This window comes from Type-E symbiont of Plautia stali, assembly GCF_059731115.1.
Genome location: NZ_AP035907.1, coordinates 739,621 through 758,176, shown reverse-complemented (window position 1 = coordinate 758,176; position 18,556 = coordinate 739,621). Strand labels below are relative to the sequence as shown.

Annotated in this window: 18 protein-coding genes and 1 pseudogene; 10 read left to right on the top strand and 9 right to left on the bottom strand. The window is 49.2% G+C overall.

Translation table 11 applies throughout. The features are described from left to right. The first annotated feature begins 122 nt into the window (after positions 1–122). Both AC6I8L_RS23585 and AC6I8L_RS23580 read left to right on the top strand, forming a co-directional pair. Positions 123–2,312 (top strand): TonB-dependent siderophore receptor, encoded by a 2,190-nt coding sequence (locus tag AC6I8L_RS23585; protein ID WP_058960321.1) that lies wholly within the window; start codon positions 123–125, stop codon positions 2,310–2,312. Positions 2,313–2,497: 185 nt separating this feature from the next. Beyond that, positions 2,498–2,956, top strand: coding sequence for a hypothetical protein (locus AC6I8L_RS23580; protein ID WP_058960320.1), 459 nt, complete (start codon positions 2,498–2,500; stop codon positions 2,954–2,956). A 38-nt stretch (positions 2,957–2,994) separates the two neighbouring features. Here the strand turns inward: AC6I8L_RS23580 and AC6I8L_RS23575 are convergent, their stop codons facing one another. Together AC6I8L_RS23575 and AC6I8L_RS23570 are read right to left on the bottom strand one after the other, a co-directional pair. Continuing rightward, positions 2,995–3,624 (bottom strand): LysE family translocator, encoded by a 630-nt coding sequence (locus AC6I8L_RS23575; RefSeq protein WP_058960319.1) that lies wholly within the window; start codon positions 3,622–3,624, stop codon positions 2,995–2,997. 75 nt (positions 3,625–3,699) lie between these two features. After that, positions 3,700–4,449: a YoaK family protein gene (locus tag AC6I8L_RS23570; protein ID WP_166932634.1), complete on the bottom strand. Its 750-nt coding sequence runs from the start codon at positions 4,447–4,449 to the stop codon at positions 3,700–3,702. 218 nt (positions 4,450–4,667) lie between these two features. Here AC6I8L_RS23570 and AC6I8L_RS23565 point away from each other — a divergent pair, with 218 nt between their 5' ends. The 3 genes and pseudogenes from AC6I8L_RS23565 to AC6I8L_RS23555 form a co-directional block, all read left to right on the top strand. Continuing rightward, positions 4,668–5,570 carry a lipid kinase gene (locus AC6I8L_RS23565; RefSeq protein ID WP_058960318.1) on the top strand — a complete coding sequence of 301 codons (903 nt, stop codon included), beginning with the start codon at positions 4,668–4,670 and terminating at the stop codon, positions 5,568–5,570. Positions 5,571–5,860: 290 nt separating this feature from the next. After that, entirely contained in the window at positions 5,861–7,762 is a 1,902-nt protein-coding gene (locus AC6I8L_RS23560) for an acyltransferase family protein (RefSeq protein WP_058960317.1), read from the top strand. Continuing rightward, positions 7,762–7,914, top strand: a pseudogene (locus AC6I8L_RS23555) (transcriptional regulator); the annotation flags it as partial. The gene AC6I8L_RS23560 and the pseudogene AC6I8L_RS23555, both read left to right, overlap by 1 nt. Here AC6I8L_RS23555 and AC6I8L_RS23550 read toward each other — a convergent pair. From AC6I8L_RS23550 to AC6I8L_RS23535, 4 genes are all read right to left on the bottom strand, one after another. Further along, positions 7,911–8,528: a class I SAM-dependent DNA methyltransferase gene (locus AC6I8L_RS23550; protein ID WP_058960316.1), complete on the bottom strand. Its 618-nt coding sequence runs from the start codon at positions 8,526–8,528 to the stop codon at positions 7,911–7,913. The pseudogene AC6I8L_RS23555 and the gene AC6I8L_RS23550 overlap by 4 nt on opposite strands. A gap of 42 nt (positions 8,529–8,570) precedes the next feature. Beyond that, complete coding sequence (locus AC6I8L_RS23545) at positions 8,571–8,915, bottom strand: cupin domain-containing protein (protein ID WP_058960315.1); 345 nt, start codon at positions 8,913–8,915, stop codon at positions 8,571–8,573. Then, complete coding sequence (locus AC6I8L_RS23540) at positions 8,912–9,517, bottom strand: hypothetical protein (RefSeq protein WP_058960314.1); 606 nt, start codon at positions 9,515–9,517, stop codon at positions 8,912–8,914. The genes AC6I8L_RS23545 and AC6I8L_RS23540 overlap by 4 nt, the downstream gene beginning before the upstream one ends. 78 nt (positions 9,518–9,595) lie before the next feature. Continuing rightward, entirely contained in the window at positions 9,596–10,534 is a 939-nt protein-coding gene (locus AC6I8L_RS23535; RefSeq protein WP_058960313.1) for a LysR substrate-binding domain-containing protein, read from the bottom strand. Positions 10,535–10,699: 165 nt separating this feature from the next. Between AC6I8L_RS23535 and AC6I8L_RS23530 the strand changes: the two genes are divergently transcribed. From AC6I8L_RS23530 to AC6I8L_RS23520, 3 genes are all read left to right on the top strand, one after another. Beyond that, positions 10,700–11,476, top strand: coding sequence for an SDR family NAD(P)-dependent oxidoreductase (locus AC6I8L_RS23530; RefSeq protein ID WP_058960312.1), 777 nt, complete (start codon positions 10,700–10,702; stop codon positions 11,474–11,476). Between the two features lie 184 nt (positions 11,477–11,660). Further along, on the top strand, positions 11,661–12,866 hold the full coding sequence (locus AC6I8L_RS23525; RefSeq protein ID WP_479400275.1) for an MFS transporter: 1,206 nt from the start codon (positions 11,661–11,663) through the stop codon (positions 12,864–12,866). A gap of 119 nt (positions 12,867–12,985) precedes the next feature. Next, complete coding sequence (locus tag AC6I8L_RS23520) at positions 12,986–13,174, top strand: hypothetical protein (RefSeq protein ID WP_058960311.1); 189 nt, start codon at positions 12,986–12,988, stop codon at positions 13,172–13,174. A 256-nt stretch (positions 13,175–13,430) separates the two neighbouring features. Here the strand turns inward: AC6I8L_RS23520 and AC6I8L_RS23515 are convergent, their stop codons facing one another. After that, positions 13,431–13,667 (bottom strand): helix-turn-helix domain-containing protein, encoded by a 237-nt coding sequence (locus AC6I8L_RS23515; protein WP_058960310.1) that lies wholly within the window; start codon positions 13,665–13,667, stop codon positions 13,431–13,433. A 178-nt stretch (positions 13,668–13,845) separates the two neighbouring features. Here AC6I8L_RS23515 and AC6I8L_RS23510 point away from each other — a divergent pair, with 178 nt between their 5' ends. Both AC6I8L_RS23510 and AC6I8L_RS23505 read left to right on the top strand, forming a co-directional pair. Then, a complete protein-coding gene (locus AC6I8L_RS23510) occupies positions 13,846–15,138 on the top strand; it encodes an LLM class flavin-dependent oxidoreductase (RefSeq protein ID WP_064511336.1) in 1,293 nt (430 codons plus the stop codon). A gap of 210 nt (positions 15,139–15,348) precedes the next feature. Then, on the top strand, positions 15,349–16,080 hold the full coding sequence (locus tag AC6I8L_RS23505) for a DUF2971 domain-containing protein (RefSeq protein ID WP_082678109.1): 732 nt from the start codon (positions 15,349–15,351) through the stop codon (positions 16,078–16,080). Between the two features lie 236 nt (positions 16,081–16,316). Here the strand turns inward: AC6I8L_RS23505 and AC6I8L_RS23500 are convergent, their stop codons facing one another. Together AC6I8L_RS23500 and AC6I8L_RS23495 are read right to left on the bottom strand one after the other, a co-directional pair. Further along, a complete protein-coding gene (locus AC6I8L_RS23500; protein WP_058960307.1) occupies positions 16,317–17,267 on the bottom strand; it encodes a hypothetical protein in 951 nt (316 codons plus the stop codon). Between the two features lie 762 nt (positions 17,268–18,029). Beyond that, positions 18,030–18,317, bottom strand: a complete 288-nt coding sequence (locus tag AC6I8L_RS23495) for an ATP-binding protein (protein WP_498014576.1) — start codon at positions 18,315–18,317, stop codon at positions 18,030–18,032. Positions 18,318–18,556 lie beyond the last annotated feature (239 nt).

Sequence of the window (18,556 nt, the reverse complement as noted above, 5' to 3'; positions counted from 1 at the left end):
ATTCAGGGCCGCGTTTTGCGAGAGGAAGTTATATTTCAATCCGTTACAGCTTTCGCCGTTGGGTGGAGAGGAATGGACGGATTATTTCATCGACAAGGCAGTTTGAAATAGAGATGGCAACTATGTCCGTTAAAGCAAAAAATTTAGCAATACCTGCTGTGGCACTTCCGTTCAGATTCTCCCGTCTTCACCTGTCACTGGCCTCAATTCTGCTGGTGGCGCCTGCCACTTTCAGCGTCGCGGCAGAAGAGACCATCACCGTGAATGCAGATGCGCGTGAAAGCGTGACGTCTCCACTGCAAGGCTATGTGGCGAAAGAGAGCGCTGCAGGTACCAAAACCTCAACGCCACTGCGTAAAACCCCGCAATCGATTTCGGTGATTACGCGTCAGCAGATGGACGATCAGGCGGCGCCGTCGGTGGCGGATGCACTGAGCTACACCAGCGGCGTGCTGACCAACTACCGTGGAAACTCGAACCGTAACGATGAAATCATCGCGCGTGGTTTCCGCTATGCACCGAAATTCCTCGATGGCTTGAGCTATGGCTTATCCGGCCAGGCTGGCGCGGCAGGACAGATCGACCCATGGTTGCTGGAGCGTGTGGAGATGATTCATGGCCCGGCATCGGTGTTGTACGGCCAGGTTAACCCCGGCGGTGTCATCGCGATGACCAGCAAGCGCCCAACCGCGCAGAGCATTCATAAAGTTCAGCTCAGCACCGGTAATCAGCATCTGGGCGAAGCGGCGTTTGATTTCGGCGGCAAACTGAATGACGACAACACGCTGTTTTATCGTCTCAACGGTATCGCCAGCACCAAACATGAGTTCGTGAAAGATAACAAACAGCAGCGCATGGCGATTGCCCCCGCGCTGACCTGGCTGCCCAACGCGGACACCAGTTTCACCTTGCTGACGATGTATCAAAACGAGCCAAAGGCCGGATATCGTAACTTCCTGCCTGCTAACGGCACGCTGTTTAACACAAGCGCGGGCTACATTCCTTACGATTTCAACGTCAGCGATCCGAGCTTTAACGAAGCGAAACGCGAGCAGACTTCGGTTGGCTACATCTTCGAGCACAACTTCAACGACAACATCAGCTTCACGCAGAATATGCGTTACAGCAACATGGATGAGTCGTACAAATACCTGGTCTATACCTTCGATGTGGATGGCAGCGACCATCAGATCAACCGTCGTCCGCAGCATGACAAAATCAAGTCTAAAGAGCTGGGCATTGATAATCAGGTTAAAGCGACGTTCGATACCGGCAACGTTGCGCATACCGTGCTGGGCGGACTGGATTACAAATGGAGCGATGTCGATAACAAACTGTGGCGCGACAGCGGTGATCAGTACATTCTCGACTGGGCGAATCCGACCAGCGTGACGATTAATGAGAGCGATCTGGCGTTGAACACCAGCACGCGCAAAAAGCTCGATCAGGTTGGCGTGTATTTGCAGGATCAGCTGGAATGGAATCAATGGAATCTGCTGCTGTCCGGTCGCCAGGATTGGGCGGAAACGCGTACGCAGGACCGTATGGAAAATACCACCACACAACAGAATGACAGCAAGTTCACCGGCCGTGCCGGTCTGTTGTACGCCTTCGATAATGGCCTGTCGCCGTATATCAGCTACAGCACCTCGTTCGAACCCAACCTGAGCACCGGTGCGCCGGGCAGCGATCCGTTCGCACCGACTACCGGCGAGCAGACGGAGATCGGTATCAAATATCAGCCAGTGGGTTGGGATGCGGTGTTTACGGTTTCCGCGTTTGATATCACGCAGAAAAACATCACCTCTTACAACAGCGAACTGGGTTACAACGAGCAGATCGGTAAGGTGAAGTCCAAAGGTATCGAGACGGAAGCGCACGCGCAAATTACCCCTGAAATTAAGGTGATGGCGGCTTATACCTTTACCGATGCGGAAACCAAAGAGAGCAACACCGCGGCGCAGGTCGGCAAAACGCCTTCGAGTATTCCGCGTCATGCCGCATCTGCCTGGGGCAGCTACAGCTTCCTCGATGGTGCGCTAAACGGTCTGACGCTCGGCAGTGGTGTACGTTACACCGGCACCGCCTGGGCGGATTCCATCGGTCAGGACAAGGTTCCGCACTACACGCTGTATGACGTGATGGCGAAATATGAGCTGGGCGAAGCGGCTAACTCACTGCGTGGCACCACGCTGCAGTTGAACGTCAACAACGTGGCCGACAAGCATTATGTTGCCTCCTGCAGCAACACCAGCGCGTGCTTCTACGGCAGTGGTCGTTCAATTGTGGCGTCCGTCAGCTACAGCTGGTAATCGCGATAAGGCAGGGCGTCCTTGCAGGTGCCCTGGTTTTACCTATTTGCATTCCGTGCTGCTTTCCTGCAGATGAAACACCTCGAGACAGGTTTTCGGAAAATACTGGATTTGTGTGACTGTCATCACTCCGCGAGGCACGCTAAAATAATCGCTTCTCATTTAGCAAAAGGTTTTTCGTCACGATGTTTTCGCGTTTCACTCTGGCCGCTGTGACGGCCACACTTATGCTTACCGGTTGTGCACGCCACGCCGCAGAAAGCAACGCTACGGCGCAAGCTGACGCTCCAGCCGCTGCCCCCATCGAGAATGACAACATTCCTTCGCAGTTTGAAAGTGGCCCTACGGTGATTAACGTATCGCATTTGGTCACCCGCACTGATGACGGCTCATCCGTTTATGTGACGGTAGATGGTCAGGATGCCGGGCTGTTGCAGAAAGGCGAGAATAAAGAGATTCGCGTTGCTGAAGGTAAACACCAGATCGGTGGTTACGTTCAGACGCTGTTTGGTTTTGGCAAGGTGACCATCGCGTCGGTGGATGTGACCACCGACACCAAAGGACCGAAAAACGTGGTCTATTCGGTGACGCGTCAGAAGCCGACCTTTAGCGAAACGCAGGCCGCTGCGCCAAACAACTCCTGATCTGCAAGCGGTGCTGCTCTCGCCAGCACCGCCCCCGTTTAATTCCGGCTAAACACCAGTTTTAATCCCGCAACGGCGAAGCAGCACGCCAGCAGCGCATCCAGCCCACGGCGGATACGGCGATAAAATACCGCCATCACCGCAGTGGAGAACAACAGCGCATAGCCGTAAAACACCAGCACGCAGATCGTGGCACATCCTGCGATGATCATCGGCAAAGTTGAGGCCGCTGCATCTGGTTTCAAAGCCACCGACATGATCGCCACCCAGGTCAAAATCGCCTTAGGATTGCCAACGTGCATCAAAATACCCTGACGAAACAGCCTGATAAAGGCGACTTTGTCGCCGCTGGCGCTGAATTCATTCGCATCAGGACGGCGTAAAGCCGATTTACCCGCCTTATAGGCCAGCCACAGCAGATATAAGCCACCGCCGATTTTCAGCACAATCAAGAGCTGAGCAAAGGTTGCCAGTACGGTTAACACGCCGCAGGCTGCCAGCAGCGCCCACATCATCGAACCGCTGATCACCCCACTTGCCAGCGCCAGTGCGGCACCGCGTCCTTTCTTCATCGCCGTGCCCATGATCGCCATATTGCTCGGGCCAGGGCTGGCGGTGGCAACAAAATAGGTGGTGTAGATTAAAATCAATTCGTGTGAAAGCGCCATGTCGTCCTCTGCGATGAGATTGTCCTGCTTTTGTTATATCGCCTGCATCGTAGAGTGACTACTGCTAATTCCGTCTTAAGAAGGAATTGCTTTGGCGTAACCGCGACGCTTCACTTTATAAAGCGTGAAAATAATCGAAAGCGTGGCAATCACCACCAGAATCAATCCGGGGCCAATCAGCGATCCGAAGCCTAACGCATTGAAGATCAGCAGGCCGACAATGCCACCGGTCAGGAAGGAGAAAATGGTCACCAGATGGGTATTCAGCTGCTGTTTAAAGGCACGGATGTTTTTGGAGGGATCGCGGCGTAATAATGCAACAAATACCGAACCGATTGAAATGCCTGCATCTGTCAGCGTGCCGGTAATATGGGTAGAACGAACGCGACCGTTGGAAAGTTGCGTCGAGGTGGAGTTATGTACGCCCATCAAAAAGGCTAATAGCAACAATATCTCCCCGTTATTATTCGACGAGAAATAATAGATTTCGAACAATGACGTCATAATTAACAGCACACCTTCCACCAGCAGAATGCAGCTAAATATGGTGCGCAGCCCATTAATCACCCCAAGCACCACCGAAATCCTTGCCACCACCGCGCCGGTGACAAAGGCGCCAATCATGGCGATGAATACCTTGAGGTTGCGAATATCCATCTCATTCAGATCGCTGGAAATTTGCGCGATATTGCCGGACATGTGTGAGGGAAAAAAACCAAAGGCGGCTAACGCCATGGCGTTCAATAATCCTGCTGATGTAGCAAGGCACAGGGCGAGATTACGATCTTCAACGTGTGTTCTGGTTCGCTTCAGTTTTATCAGCATAATTCACCCTTGCTCATGGAGAGTATTGTGATAACGCAATGCGTCAAATCTGGTGTTCGCCAGTGAATAAGTGAAGCACAATAATCTTAAGAGGATCTTAATAACTTTCAGATATAGAAAAATCCTATTATGGGTGTAAAGATATCTAAGGAAGATTGCCAGTTGCGTTATCTCTGTTTACTTTCGCCTGATGTCTTTAATTTCAGAGAAATATCACAATGACCATTTCTGGTGCTCAACCTGAGCAGCGGCGCGCGCTACTGCTGGTCAATCGTCGGGCACGTCGCGGTGCGCAGTGGGCGGATCTGGCGCATCAGCAATTATCGGCAGCAGGCTATTCCCTGATTACCCCGCACGAAGATGATGAACGCAGTTACAGTGAATTGATTCTGGCGCATCAGCATCAGGTGGATGTGGTGATTGTCGGCGGCGGCGATGGCACGCTGAATGCAGCGGCACCAGGGCTAATGCAATCCCGCTTGCCGCTGGGCATTTTACCGCTCGGCACGGCCAATGACTTTGCCCGTACATTAGGCATTCCTTTTAATCTGGATGCAGCAATCAACATCATCGTCACAGGTCACACGCGGCGTATCGATCTGGGTGAAGTAAACGGCCATCTGTTTTTGAACGTGTCCAGCGTAGGCTTCTCCGCCAGTCTGGCACGCAATCTCACCGCAGCAGCCAAGAAAAAGTGGGGCACAGCAGGTTATGCGCTGGCCGCATTACGTCTGCTGCGGCAAAGCCGCCCGTTCAGCGCCATGCTGCATTATGATGGCCAGCAGGAAGCAATTAAAACGGTGCAGTTTTCGGTGGGTAACGGCCGTTTTTACGGCGGTGGGATGACGATTGAGAAGGATGCGGCACCCGATGATGGTCGTCTGGATGCGTATAGCCTGGAAGTACGTCACTGGTGGCAAATTCTGGCGCTGTTTCCTTCACTGCGCCGTGGCACGCATGGTCGCTGGGGAAGTGTGCGCACGCTGAGCGGCACCCAATTTAGCCTGCATACCCGGCGTCCGCATGACATTAATGCTGATGGGGAAATTATTGGCCGCACGCCTGCACATTATCGTTTAATTGGGGGGGCAATCGCGGTATTAGCACCAAATAAACCTTAACTGCTTACTGTTATGGAACGTTAATATCGGCTGATGAGAGTGTGCCACTATTCTGAATATCCTGATCTCATTTCATTTAAGTCAATAATCAGTTCGTTAAGGTGTTCCTCTTTTTACCTCTGACAACCTGATGATAATTCGAGGTGTCATTCAATCATCTTGAGATAAATCATCGGGTGCACAGTTCCATTTCTTGTATGATGGCGATGAAATCACAGGCTTTTCATCGATTGCCGCGCCTTATCACAATCTTTACATTATCCTGAAAACCTCTTTCAGGGATCATCCCCATGACTTTCCGCTCTGACATTAACGGGCTGCGTGCCTATGCGGTTATGTTAGTTATCCTTTATCACTTTGGTTTTTCCCAGATGAGTGGGGGATTCCTCGGTGTTGATGTGTTCTTTGTTATTTCCGGCTATTTAATGACCGAAATTATTATGTCGCGGCTCAATAATCATAAATTTTCACTGATGGCGTTTTATGCTGCACGCTGCAGACGTATCATTCCGCCCTTAATGGTGCTGTGCGCAATATTAATGTTGATGGGTTATTTCCTGATGCCGCCAGACGAGTATCAACGCATGGCGGAGCATGCGGTCTCCAGCCTCAGCTTTATATCCAATGTGGTCTATTTCAAACAGGGCGGTTATTTTGATACCGGATCGGTATATAAATGGCTGCTGCATACCTGGTCATTAAGCGTTGAGTGGCAGTTTTATTTATTATTGCCTCTGGCATTAATGTTCACCGCACGTTTCCTGCGCCAGCAATTTGTCTGGGTGATGGGCATCGCTGCGCTGCTGTCGTTTGGCCTGGTGCTGGCGATGGTTGCCACTGATTATCATCTCACCGCGACTTATTATTTGTTGCCCACCCGCGCGTGGGAAATGCTGGTTGGCGGATTAGTGTATCTGGCACCTAAAACCCGACTGAGCGGGCAGGGCTGGGTTCCACCACTGAGTATTCTGGCGCTGATTTTGTGTGCGCTAATGTTTGATGAGAATATCGCGTGGCCGGGCATTATGACGCTGATACCGGTGCTGTTCACCGCGCTGATTCTTCACGCAGGGGTACAGGACAGCCGGTGGTTGAATCATCGCGTGATGCAGCACATCGGCAAAACATCTTATTCGATCTATCTTTGGCATTGGCCCTTGTGGGTGTTCTGGCATCTGGCGGACTGGCCGGTCACGTTCATCAGCCAGGTGCTGCTCATCCTGCTGTCACTGGCTGCTGGTTGGGCTTCTTACGTCTGGGTTGAGAACAGGCAAAGCTGGTTCAGCCGGAAAACTTATATCGCGCTGGGACAGGCTGCTGTGGTGATGTTGTTTGGGGTGACGATCGTTGCGAGGGCGGGAATCCCTTCACGCGCACCCGCCGTGGTGGCCTCAATCGATCACTATTCACAGCAACGCTTTGCGCTGGCTAAAAATTGCTTTGTGCTCAGCGGCATCACATCACCACAGTGCGTATTTGGCGATGCCAGCAAGGTGAATCTGGTGGTGCTGGGTGATAGCCACGCCGCCGCCATGTTGTCCTCGATTGTGGCCAGCGCGGGAACGCAGGATGGCGTGGTGTTCATCGCACAGTCTGGCTGTCCTTCAGTGCCGGATATTCAACGCAGCGCCAGCCCTGATTGCGGTGGCTTTGTAAAAGCGGCAATGGCTGATATTGAACGCAAATACCCCAACGCATCGGTATTGATCATCAATCGCATGTCGTTTTATCTGCACGGCGAGTATGGCAGCGGCAGCAGCGCACCGACCTATAGCTTCAGGCAGGGCGGCAGTTCCCTCGCCGCCTATCAGCAGCATTTTGGCGCGGCGGTGAAACAACTCGCCAGCCATCATCGTGTATTCATCATGACGCCGGTGCCGGAATTCGGCTACGACGTGATTTATCGCATGTCACGCGATGCGATGCGCGGCAAAGTGCTGACCATTCAGCAATCTCGTGCCGAGTATCAATCACGTCATCAGGATGCCTTGGCAATGCTCAATAATATCGCGGCGCTTTCACCAAACATTACCTTGCTGGATACCACGCAGGGGTTGTGTGACAGCCGCTTCTGCTACGGAGCCAGGGAGAATGTGCCGCTGTATCGCGACGATAACCACCTTTCGGAAGTGGGAAACAAAAGTCTGAGCGGGGTGTTTGCAGGGATGTGGGGGATGATTGAGGGGCGGTGATGAGAATCGCTCAACCGTCGGTTGCAGCAATTGAAGCGCGCGGCGAAGATCTGAAAATTGCCACTTTAAAGCGTTATGTTGAGGCGCTGGGCGGGCAATTAACGATTGGCGTAAATATGCCTGGCGGCCAGCACGTCGATTTTGCGCTTTAAGCAGTTTTGTTTTTCTGAGCCAGCCACACCGTCCTGCCACCGCAGGTGGCATCTTCGGTGACCTGATTAACCACGCTGAAACAGTTATCCGACAGCAGTTGGCGGAATTCATCGTGATCCAGACTAGCATGATAGAGTGGGCGTTCAAGGAAAGTGCCCATTGCTTCGCCGTCGCTGTGCCCGCTGGTGAACATCAATGCCGCGCCGTTCTGGGCATGCTGAGCAAAACGTGGAAACATCGCGCGTTGATGATCGCGCGTCAGGTGGAAGAAGCTGTCCCATGCGATGATGCCGTTGAAAGCCTTCGCGAGTGCCAGCGTGCGCATGTCGGCAATATGCCATTGCGCCTGTGGGAACCTTTCCCGACAGCGGGCAATCATCGGCTCGGAAGCATCCACCCCCGTGACCTTGAATTGCTGCTGCAAAAAGTGCTGCGCAATAGGAATACCCGCGCCGCAGCCCACATCCAGGATCTCACCGCCAGCGGGAATCAGATCCAGAAAACGCGCCAACCAGTGCTGCTCGATAAAGTGCTTAATGCGATGGTTATCCCAGACTTCGGCACCTTCCCGATACAGGTCAATAATATGGTCAGCTTCTTTTTCGTGATTCATGGCCTGCCTTCATTAGGGTTGAGGGTTCATTATCGTTGAAACTCAGCATGCTGAAAGATCAATACGATCCCCTCGTGGCGTTGGATGGGAGATAACAAGAAATTCCACTGGAGATTCACTGTCGTTCCTGGCCTGATGCTTTGCACCGGGGGCGATTTCCAGTCCCTGCTGGGCCTTGATGTCGTGTTTCTCACCTTCCAGTTCCATCGTCAGGGCGCCCTGCAGAACGAAAAAGAATTGTCTGGATACGGAGTGAAAGTGACGTGTTTCACAGGTGCCAGGAGGCATTTTCTCATGAATAATCAACATGTCCTGACGATTGACTAAATACCAACCGTCGCAGTTATCACCCCAGAGATAATGCTCAGCATTCTCTTGCGAAATCATCTCGTTTCCTTATCTAAATTTTTTCCAAGCTCACGCTTAACGGCGCTCAACGTTCTGCGTCGAATCAACCCACTTCCCGCTCTGATCGCCAGCCAATAAGCTGCCATCTTAAAATGAGAGGTTTTGTCCGGGCAGTGAATGAACGTTTCCGTAATAAGTTCGGACTGGCTGTCATTAATGATATTAACTTGATAGCGCAGCAGCAGCTTTGCAGCGCCCGGCCGCGCGGGCTGCTGATACTCTTCAGCGTCTGAAATCTTTTCCAGGCCAAAGTCGGCGCGCCAAAACTCGCCTCTTAACCCATAGCAAAGTTCTAAAGCAGAGGCGTGAAGAAGCGTGAAGGTTTGCAGACCGAATTGATCATCCTGGGATACAGGGGCCTTTCTTTGCAGTTTACGCGGCAACTGTCGTATCGACATCAATGCCCGGATCACCGCATCCTGCTCAATATCGAAGGTCTTGATAAGCGGCATGATCTTTTCCGGGCTGATGGTTTGGATTACCGCGCTGTGTTTTTCGTGGAACTGGAAATCAGGCAGGTAGGGCGGAACGTCACTCCAATTAGTCAGCATTTTCTTTGACACAAAACCCAGTGAAATCATCCTTAACCTCGTTTTGGGGTGTTAATGCATTCGGCATATGTTCACTAAAATAGTCAGGTTGCCTGCGAAATACACCACTTATTGATTGTCTTCACAGGCGATTGACTCATCATCACTCTTCACGTCCCCAATAAGCCAGTCATGGAACATTCTGACTTCACTTCGCATAGTCTGATGTTGCGGTGTCACCAGATAATAAGCCCATTTCAGCGGCCAGCGCTGTTCAGGGTGGAGCTGCACGAGTTGACCGGTTTCAATAAGTTGTTTAACCAGCGCATGGCGAACAATGGCAACACCCCGGCCGCTCAGCGCTGATAAAATCACTGCTGCAGAGGAGTTGATATGCAGCCCACTCTCAAGTGCTTCAGGAGCATTTACCGCCTTAAGAACATCCTCCCATGAAGGAAAGTCTGCACCGGGATGTGGCGTGTCATCATGAATCAACTTTTGCGTGGCGAGCCATTTACCACAGGCCTTTTTTTGCGGCGGGGAAAGCCGTGGACTGCATACTAATACCGCCTCCTCATCCATCAGCCATGTTTTGTTCACGCCAGGCCAGTCTCCCAGCCCACAACGAATGCCGATATCCGCTTCACCGTGTGACACATCCATCAGCTTGTCCGTCACGTTGAGGCGCAAATCTGTATTTTCATGCACTTCAGAGAACCGGTTCAGGCGCTCCATCAGCCAGTTCATCATCAAAACCTGTGACGCAGTGACAACAATGGCTGAGCGCGCACGGCGGCCACGCAGTTTAGTCAGGCCGGTTTCGAGCTTGTCCAAGCCCTGAGTGATGTCCTCAAGGGCTTCCTGAGCTTCATCGACCAGTGTCAGACGCGCTTTGCCGCTGCGTGTGCGGTGAAGCAGCGGGTGCCCAACCCAATCTTCGAGCGATCGGACGAGTTGACCAACCGCTGCTGACGTGACACCCAGCTCTTGCGCTGCGCCGGTAAAGCTTCCGTGCCGCGCGGTTGCCTCAAAAGCATGCAGCCATTTCAGTCGGTTTAGCGATCGCATAGAAATATTCCTGATCAACGCTAACAGAGTTAACGAAAAAGATTTTCTTTCTTGTGACACAACTTCTTCTCATTCGTCAACCTGAAGCCGTGATGGCACTCTGCGTTCACACAATTAAGAGCTCTACTCTTCATTCATGATAATCAACGATTTATGAGGTTAGTGATGAACACATCTTTTGCCGGAAAAAAACTGTTAGTGGTCGGCGGTACCAGCGGCATGGGTTTCGAAACGGCGAAACTGATTTTAGAAAACGGAGGCCGTGTTGTGCTGGTGGGTAGCCGTCAGGATAAAGCTGAACAGGCTCGTCAGGCATTGGCTGCGGACAGCAAGGTATCTGTGATTGTGGCCGACCTGACAGAAGAGGAAGGACTGCAGAAAGTGGTTAAAACCATCAATGCGGAACATAAAGACATCAGTCTGCTGGTGAATGCCGCAGGGGTATTCTTCCCAAAACCGTTTATCGAACATGAAGCGTCTGACTATGACATGTACATGAGCATCAACCGCGCCACCTTCTTTATCACCCGCGATGTGGTGCGCAATATGGTTGCGGCCGAGATTAAAGGCTTAATCGTCAACATTGGTTCTATGTGGGCACAGCAGGCAATCGGCGCCACGCCGTCCTCTGCCTATTCAATGGCAAAAGCGGGGCTGCACGCGATGACCAAAAACCTGGCTATCGAGCTGGCTGAAAAGGGCATCCGCGTGAATGCTGTCTCACCGGCGGTTGTGCATACACCGATTTACGAAGGTTTTATCCCAAAAGACGACGTGAAAGACGTGATGAACAGCTTTGACAGCTTCCATCCGATTGGCCGCGTGGGCACGCAGGCAGACATAGCTGAGACCGTGGCTTTTCTGCTTTCAGACAAGACTGGCTGGGTGACCGGCGCAATTTGGGACATTGATGGTGGCGTGATGGCAGGACGTAACGCATGATGGCGATGCCGTTCATCCGTTCGGGTTTGTAAGCACTCCGGCGCAGACAGAACAACATTATGTTTCAGTCGCCTCTTTGTGGTTCCTGCCATCATCGAGGCGATGCCGTTTGAACAGGCAAACGAGGCGTAAGGAAAAGCACGTTATGGGTTCGTGCTTACAATCACTAAGGATGCTCGATCAGATGTTCGCAGAACACACACTTTCCGTCGCAGAGCAAAAAAATAACATTTTCCGTTTGTCCGCGTGCCAGGCGCTTGCCGGCGCGAATGCCGTGGTGTTCTATGCCACTGGCGCCATCGTGGGTAATGATATTGCGCCCAGCCCAACGCTCGCCACATTGCCGGTCACCATGTTTGTCCTGGGGATGGCTGCATGCATCCTGCCTTTCGGCGCATTGGCTAAAAAAAGGGGCCGTAAAACCGTCTTTATGGTGGGAACCGGTGCAGGGGTGTTAACCGGTCTCATGGCAGCTCTGGCCGTTGTGATCAGCTCCTTCCTGCTATTTTGTCTCGCTGGATTTCTTGGCGGGGCCTACGCCGCGGTTGCGCTAAGTTTTCGTTTTGCAGCAACAGACGGCGTCAACCCGGAACGCCGCGCGCGTGCTTTGTCTCTGGTCATGGGAGGCGGTGTTCTGGCAGGTGTCATCGGTCCGATGCTGGTGACCACGACGATGAATCTCTGGCCACCTCATCCCTTCGCCGTGACCTTTATAGCCCAGGCATGTGTAGCCGCTATTGCTGCCGTTATCCTGAAAGGCGTTACACCTGCTGAGCCTCCTGTGGCAATACAGTCAAAAGGGCGCCCTTTGCGCGTCATTGTGCGTCAGCCTGGTTTTACTCTGACGGTGTTCTGCGGTGCGGTAACCTATATGGTTATGAATTTTCTGATGACTGCCGCACCGCTCTCCATGCACATGCATGCTATCTCTCAGCAGGCTTCGAATCTGGGTATTCAGTGGCATGTTATTGCCATGTACGGGCCAGGATTCTTTACGGGCAGGCTGATTAACCGTTTCGGCTCCATGCGAGTGACGGCCGCTGGATTAGTGATTACCGTTGCATCCGTTGCTGCAGGCCTAAGCGGAACAGACATTTTTCATTACTGGCTTTCATTAATTCTGCTGGGCATCGGCTGGAATTTTGGCTTCACTGGCGCATCAGCAAAAATTGTTGAGTACCATCGGGCAGAAGAAAAAACGCAGGTTCAGTCCCTGAACGACTTTGTGGTATTCGGTGTGATGTTGGTCGGGTCATTTTCTTCCGGCGCACTGCTAAACCTTTATGGCTGGAATGCTGTCTTGTGGGGATCGCTTATCCCGGTAGGTCTTGCCTTTGTGAGCATCATCAAAGGATGGAATGCTCACTCGCAGGGGAAGGGGGCTCTGTAGCGGGTCATCCTATGGATGAAAATGCGCCCGGTGGCGCATTTTTTTGCGACTAAAGAACCAACCAGAGATATCCTGCATTGAACAAGAATCGCCCACTCAAATTTCGGAGAAGAAAATCGATGAAAAGCGCAACCGCAAAGTCCTTAAAAAAAGCGAACGAGTTGTTGAAAAGTGGTGAGTTCAGGGAGGTTGTGCTGGATTTCAATATCAGTGCCGATGAGTTTTTTGAGCTTGCGGATCGCTGGGCAGATCGAGGAGCCAAAATCAAAAAAGAAGATGGCTCGTTTGTTATCAGGCTAGCTAAATGATGTTCAGCAAGGGCTAAAACTTCAAATCCGACAACGCTTTCCGGGGCGAGTATAAGTCCAAAATCAATTTCGGAGTTCCGCACCTGCTGTGTGATTACGGCGCTGCTTTAAACATTTAGCTGGAGATCCAGCCAGCTATGCTCTTGAGCAATGGCAGAAATCTCGTCACAGAGTTGCCCCTCCGTTAAAGCCTGAACCCGCCCGATACTGACTGTTCCACGCCTCAGCCCCTTAATCTCATCAGATCGCTGTTTTGTCAGGTTGAATTCACGTGCCCGCGGAGTAGATCAGTGTAGAGAATTTCACCTGCCGTAGTCATACGCATGCCACCCGGCAGTTGCTCAAATAAAGGTATACCCAGATCTTCTTTCGCCTGGAGGATCTGCCGATTAATGGCTGACGCGGAAACGTGCAGCCTTTCCGCTGTTTTTCGAAGACTTCCATGGCGCGCAACCTCCATAAAGTAGGCTGCAAAGCGGGAAAACGGACTCATAGGGATCCTGTACAGTTTTATGCAACAGGGTAGTGCGTTTATGCTGATGGATTAGTACACCTTAAATTACCCATACTGCGATGGCAATGCACAGGCTAATCATCCAGGCGATGAGATCGCGCTTTTGCACAGTAAAAATAAAAGGTGAGTTTATGACACAAAAAAGCTTCATTTAGCCTTGTTTCTCTTCCCGGGATATCACCTCGGAGCCTGGAGATTGCCGGACGCCATTCCAGAGATAGATCTGGACATCGACCATCTGGTGCACGCCGCACAGCTTGCAGAAGCCGCCAACCTGGATGCCATTTTTTTCGAAGACCAGGCCGCCGTGCGTCGCAGTAATGACATCCTGGCGGGTGACAAATACGGTGCGGCTAACCCCCGTTCAATTCACTTTGACCCTACGATGGTGCTACCGCTTCTCGCAGCCCATACCTCACGATTGGGTCTGGCTGCCACAGCCACGACGACATTTAACGAACCGTTCAACATTGCACGTCGGTTCTCAACTCTCGATTTTATTAGCAAGGGGCGCGCGGGATGGAATTTAGTCACTTCCTTTAACGAAGATGAAGCGCAAAACTATGGCCTGGATGCCCATGTTAGCCACGCAGATCGCTATGGAAGGGCGGAGGAGTTCGTCGACGTTGTTAACGGCCTCTGGGAGTCATGGGATGAGGATGCTATCACACGGGATAAGCAGAGCGGTGTTTACTTCGATGTTGATAAGATGCATTTTCTACAGCATCAGGGGACGCATTTTAAGGTTCGAGGTCCACTTCCAATGGGGCGCAGCCCACAAGGGCGACCTGTTATTTTTCAGGCCGGTGCATCAGAGCCCGGTCGGGCGCTGGCGGCACGAACAGCTGATGTGGTCTTTACACTGCAATCCACCATCGAAGGCGGGCGCGCATTTCGTGATGACATTCGTCGGCGTGCTCAGGCATTCGGACGCCCACCCGATTCAATCAAAATCCTGGTGGGGCTTACTCCCATCATTGCCGAAACAGACCAGAAGGCCAGAGAACTGGCCGATCAAATGTTAGCCCTGATTCCAGATGACATTGCCCTAAGTAATTTGAAACCACTGGCAGGAGGGGTCGATTTTCGCCAGTTTGACCTTAATGAACTTGTACCAGAACTGCCTGAATCAAACGCGGGAAAATCGCACCGGGACGCAATTATGGCTATTTCCCGTGATAAAAATCTCTCCGTCCTCGAGACTGCCCGCTACTTCGCGGAAGGCAGCTATCTGAAAGCCATCGGTTCCCCGGCCACGGTTGCCGATCAGATGCAAGCCTGGCTTGATGCCGATGCCTGTGATGGATTCCTTGCCGTGCCCACTCATTTCCCAACAGGGGTAGAGGCATTAACTGGACTTCTGGTGCCGGAACTGCAACGACGGGGGATTTTTCGTACCGAATATGAAGGAACCCATCTGCGGGACCACCTCGGGCTGACTAAATATTGATTTATACCAGAGGTTACAAAAGTAACAATGCTGAGCTGCTACCCATTGATTCATACTAAATGGTGTCAGCAATGTTCGCAGAGCCAGCTCTGCGGACATTGGCTGTTGCGGAAGCCTGCTTAGTGCCAGGAGCGGAAGTCAAAAACTCTATACTAACGTCTCAAATTACCGTAAATTTAAAGCACTTTATTTTTATAGCAATTACTGTAAATGGCATTACTCCCAAGAAGTCGAATCCTTTTCAAATACCGTAAATTTGATAAAAGCTGCTTAGAACTACTCCTAAATCGAGAACTTTGGTTTGCTTCACCGGCCACACTTAATGACCCATTTGAAGCAGAGTCTTCTATGCATGAGGTTTTGGATGCTGTGTGGTCCCGCCACCCAACACCGCCAGAGGTGCGCAAGATTTATGAAGAATATCTGCATCAACAATTAAGTTCAGCTGGTATTTGTTCATTTAGCAAAGCCCGTAAAAATCAGTTAATGTGGTCACATTATGCTGATGAGCATAAAGGTGTATGTATAGGGTTTAAAGAGCACAAAATCAGACCTCATGGTTCAAATATCTATCCTATAGATGTGACTTATCAAGATAAGTATCCTTTTGAAAATATAATTGAGCGCTTCAATTATTTTGAGCGATTTCCTGGCGTGAATAACTTAAATTCTATCACTGGCGATATTCTAATATCTATCCTCGGAACAAAATATACAAGTTGGAAATATGAGAGGGAACGGCGATTAGTCTTTGCCAAGTCAATTGCGCATAAGTTCGAACCGGATGCAGTAAATTCTATTGCCTTTGGACTCAGAATGGTAGAAAGGGATAAGAATACATTGCGAAATTTATTATCCGGAGCTGAATGGGACCATGTGAAATGGTTCCAGTCAATAAAATCTTCGACGAAATACTCACTTGAGTTTGAGCGTTTAAAGTAAGTTTTATGTAATCTTGAAGTTTGAATAAAATACGAACCATGACTTTTTTAAGTTGGCTACTATACCTCATAGCCATTGATGGACACAAGTTAGCTTCTTAGTTTTCCTATTATTCAATTGCATTTTTTTATCGTTAGGGCTACAGAAAACCTTAACTCCGGTTATGTTGAGTGGCGAGATAATTAATGAGTTGATAAAGGGCCGCAGGGCCCTTCGCTATGTGTTCAAAAGCCGCATTAATTCTGACTGTCTTGTTCAGTATATTCTGAGGCTGAAACTTCTAGTGCATTGACTTCACTTGGAATAAACTTAGCATAAGTTTCTTTCAAGTAATTTGTAGCAGAGTCACGACTAATATCAATATCTAATAAGTTGCTAAAAAACATCAGCCTAGATCGTGCTTGTCCTATCAGTTCACCCCAAGTATATATCCATATTGAAACATTTCCTTTTGAATACAAAAGCCCGTAAGGGCGATCATCTTGAGAAATTCTGTCCTGAACCAAAGGCGCTATTTCGTTAGATACTGCGATAAAAATCCATTTCGTATTCTGCTTGTCAAACCTGCCATCATTACTAACAGCATGAGCATAACTTTCAATTTGATTTATTACAGATAAGTCTATTTTTTGTGTTGGCCTTTTCAGTTCTACAACTAAGTGTTCAAGCTCACCTTCTCTTGGCTGACGTGCTTTGCTAAGTAGTAAGTCAACCCTACCTGTCGTTCCATCCTCTCTTAGAACAGGCAGTTCCGCATCATAAGCCATACCAATTTTATCTGCATGATATTGTAGCACTTGATTGAGAGTGTTTTCGCTACGTGACAAATTGAAATCCTCTCTAAAGAGCCATGATTCATTTTCAAGGAGTTTATGCAATTGATCTCTTTCTAAAAATTTCTTTTTTGATTTGTCATCAAACAATAGTTGTTCCAGTCCAGTTAAGAAATTCAACCGATCTGATACAACCTGTGAAGCTTTAATAATATTAGGGAGAGTTGTTTTTTCTAGTAAAGTAGCCATTGAATCTTGATCGTCTGAACTCATAACCAATACTTCAGAAAGAATTTTTCTCACAGAGTTTGGATTGTCCTTCAAAGCCTGAGAAAGTAATCTAAATGTGAACCTCTTAATGTTTTTATTAGATTTATTAAAAGAAGTTAAATAGCTCTCAACATTCACAGCCAAAATGTTAAATACCTTTTGCTCAGCTTCTTCAACACTTCCGGGTTGCGGTGTACGTTCATACGGATAAATATTTTGTTCTTTCCACTCATCTACTATTTTTGTTTTTTGTAAAAACTCTTTGTTTACAAAATGTTTTCTACAAACATCGATGACTGTATCTTTTAACTCTTTTATGCCAGATTCTAAGCTGCCTAGCGAAAGTACATTCTCTTCAAATTTTTTCTTATTAAATGAGGATTTTACATATACTGTGAAATCAACACCGTAAGATCTAAAAAGTTTCTCAGCGCTTTCATTAAAAAGTGAAAAACCATTTTCATCACAATAATGAATTTCTCGTGGAGTTTTAAATCCCCATTCTATTATTGAAACAGATACATTTTCCTGAACAGATTCTATCTCGATGTCACCCAGATTATACTCTTTCTTATCAATCCACGCATCGGAAGGATTAATATATGCTTCATCATAAAATAATTTTTTATGCGGGTACTCTGCTAAATATAGCGCGTATTCTTTTGTGATTGCTTCTTTCGATGAATTTGTCGCAAGTAAAGATGTTTGTTTTGCTAAATTAAAAATCTCAACCTGTGTACCTTTTGTTTTATCACGTGCTTCTGTAGGCTCACTGATTTCGAAGCGCTTGATGTTATTAGCATTTCCTTTGATGTGATATTTAAAACACCCTTCACTACCTTCTAAACAGGTAGTCCAAATAACTATTTCCCCCAGAGAAAACGCCTTAAAACGGCCTTTACCAAATTAACCATGTAAAGAACGGTCTCCATTTTTTTTTGCATTCTTCTTCCAAGATTCTCCAAGGCTACCGAATAATGAAGAGACATTATTATGGGGGATGTCTTCTCCTTGGTCTTGAATGATAATTTTCTCAATCGTGTTTGTGCTATGATTCTTCTGAAATAGGACTTTAACTATTAATGATTTAGAGTCAAAAGCATTCCATATTATTTCTTTAATTGCAGGAATTGGTTTTGCAGAAGAAATGTCTTCTAAATGATCTATTCCAAGGATGACGTCAATGTTCTTCATTTTAATATCCCGTATATATTTTTATTGATCTAGTATACGAGATAATTTGGCGCGTTTACCAGCTTTGATAAGATGGTAGGTGATGTGGCGGTTTCAATTCCTAATTTGTTGCCTGAAGCTCCTGCGAGGCCTACCCTGCTGTTATCGCAATCATCGGATTGCGGCCGTTATAAGTCATGAACTACACCAGAGGGGGATTGCTGGCGGCTGCACCAGATTTCAGCGGGGAGTAATTTGCA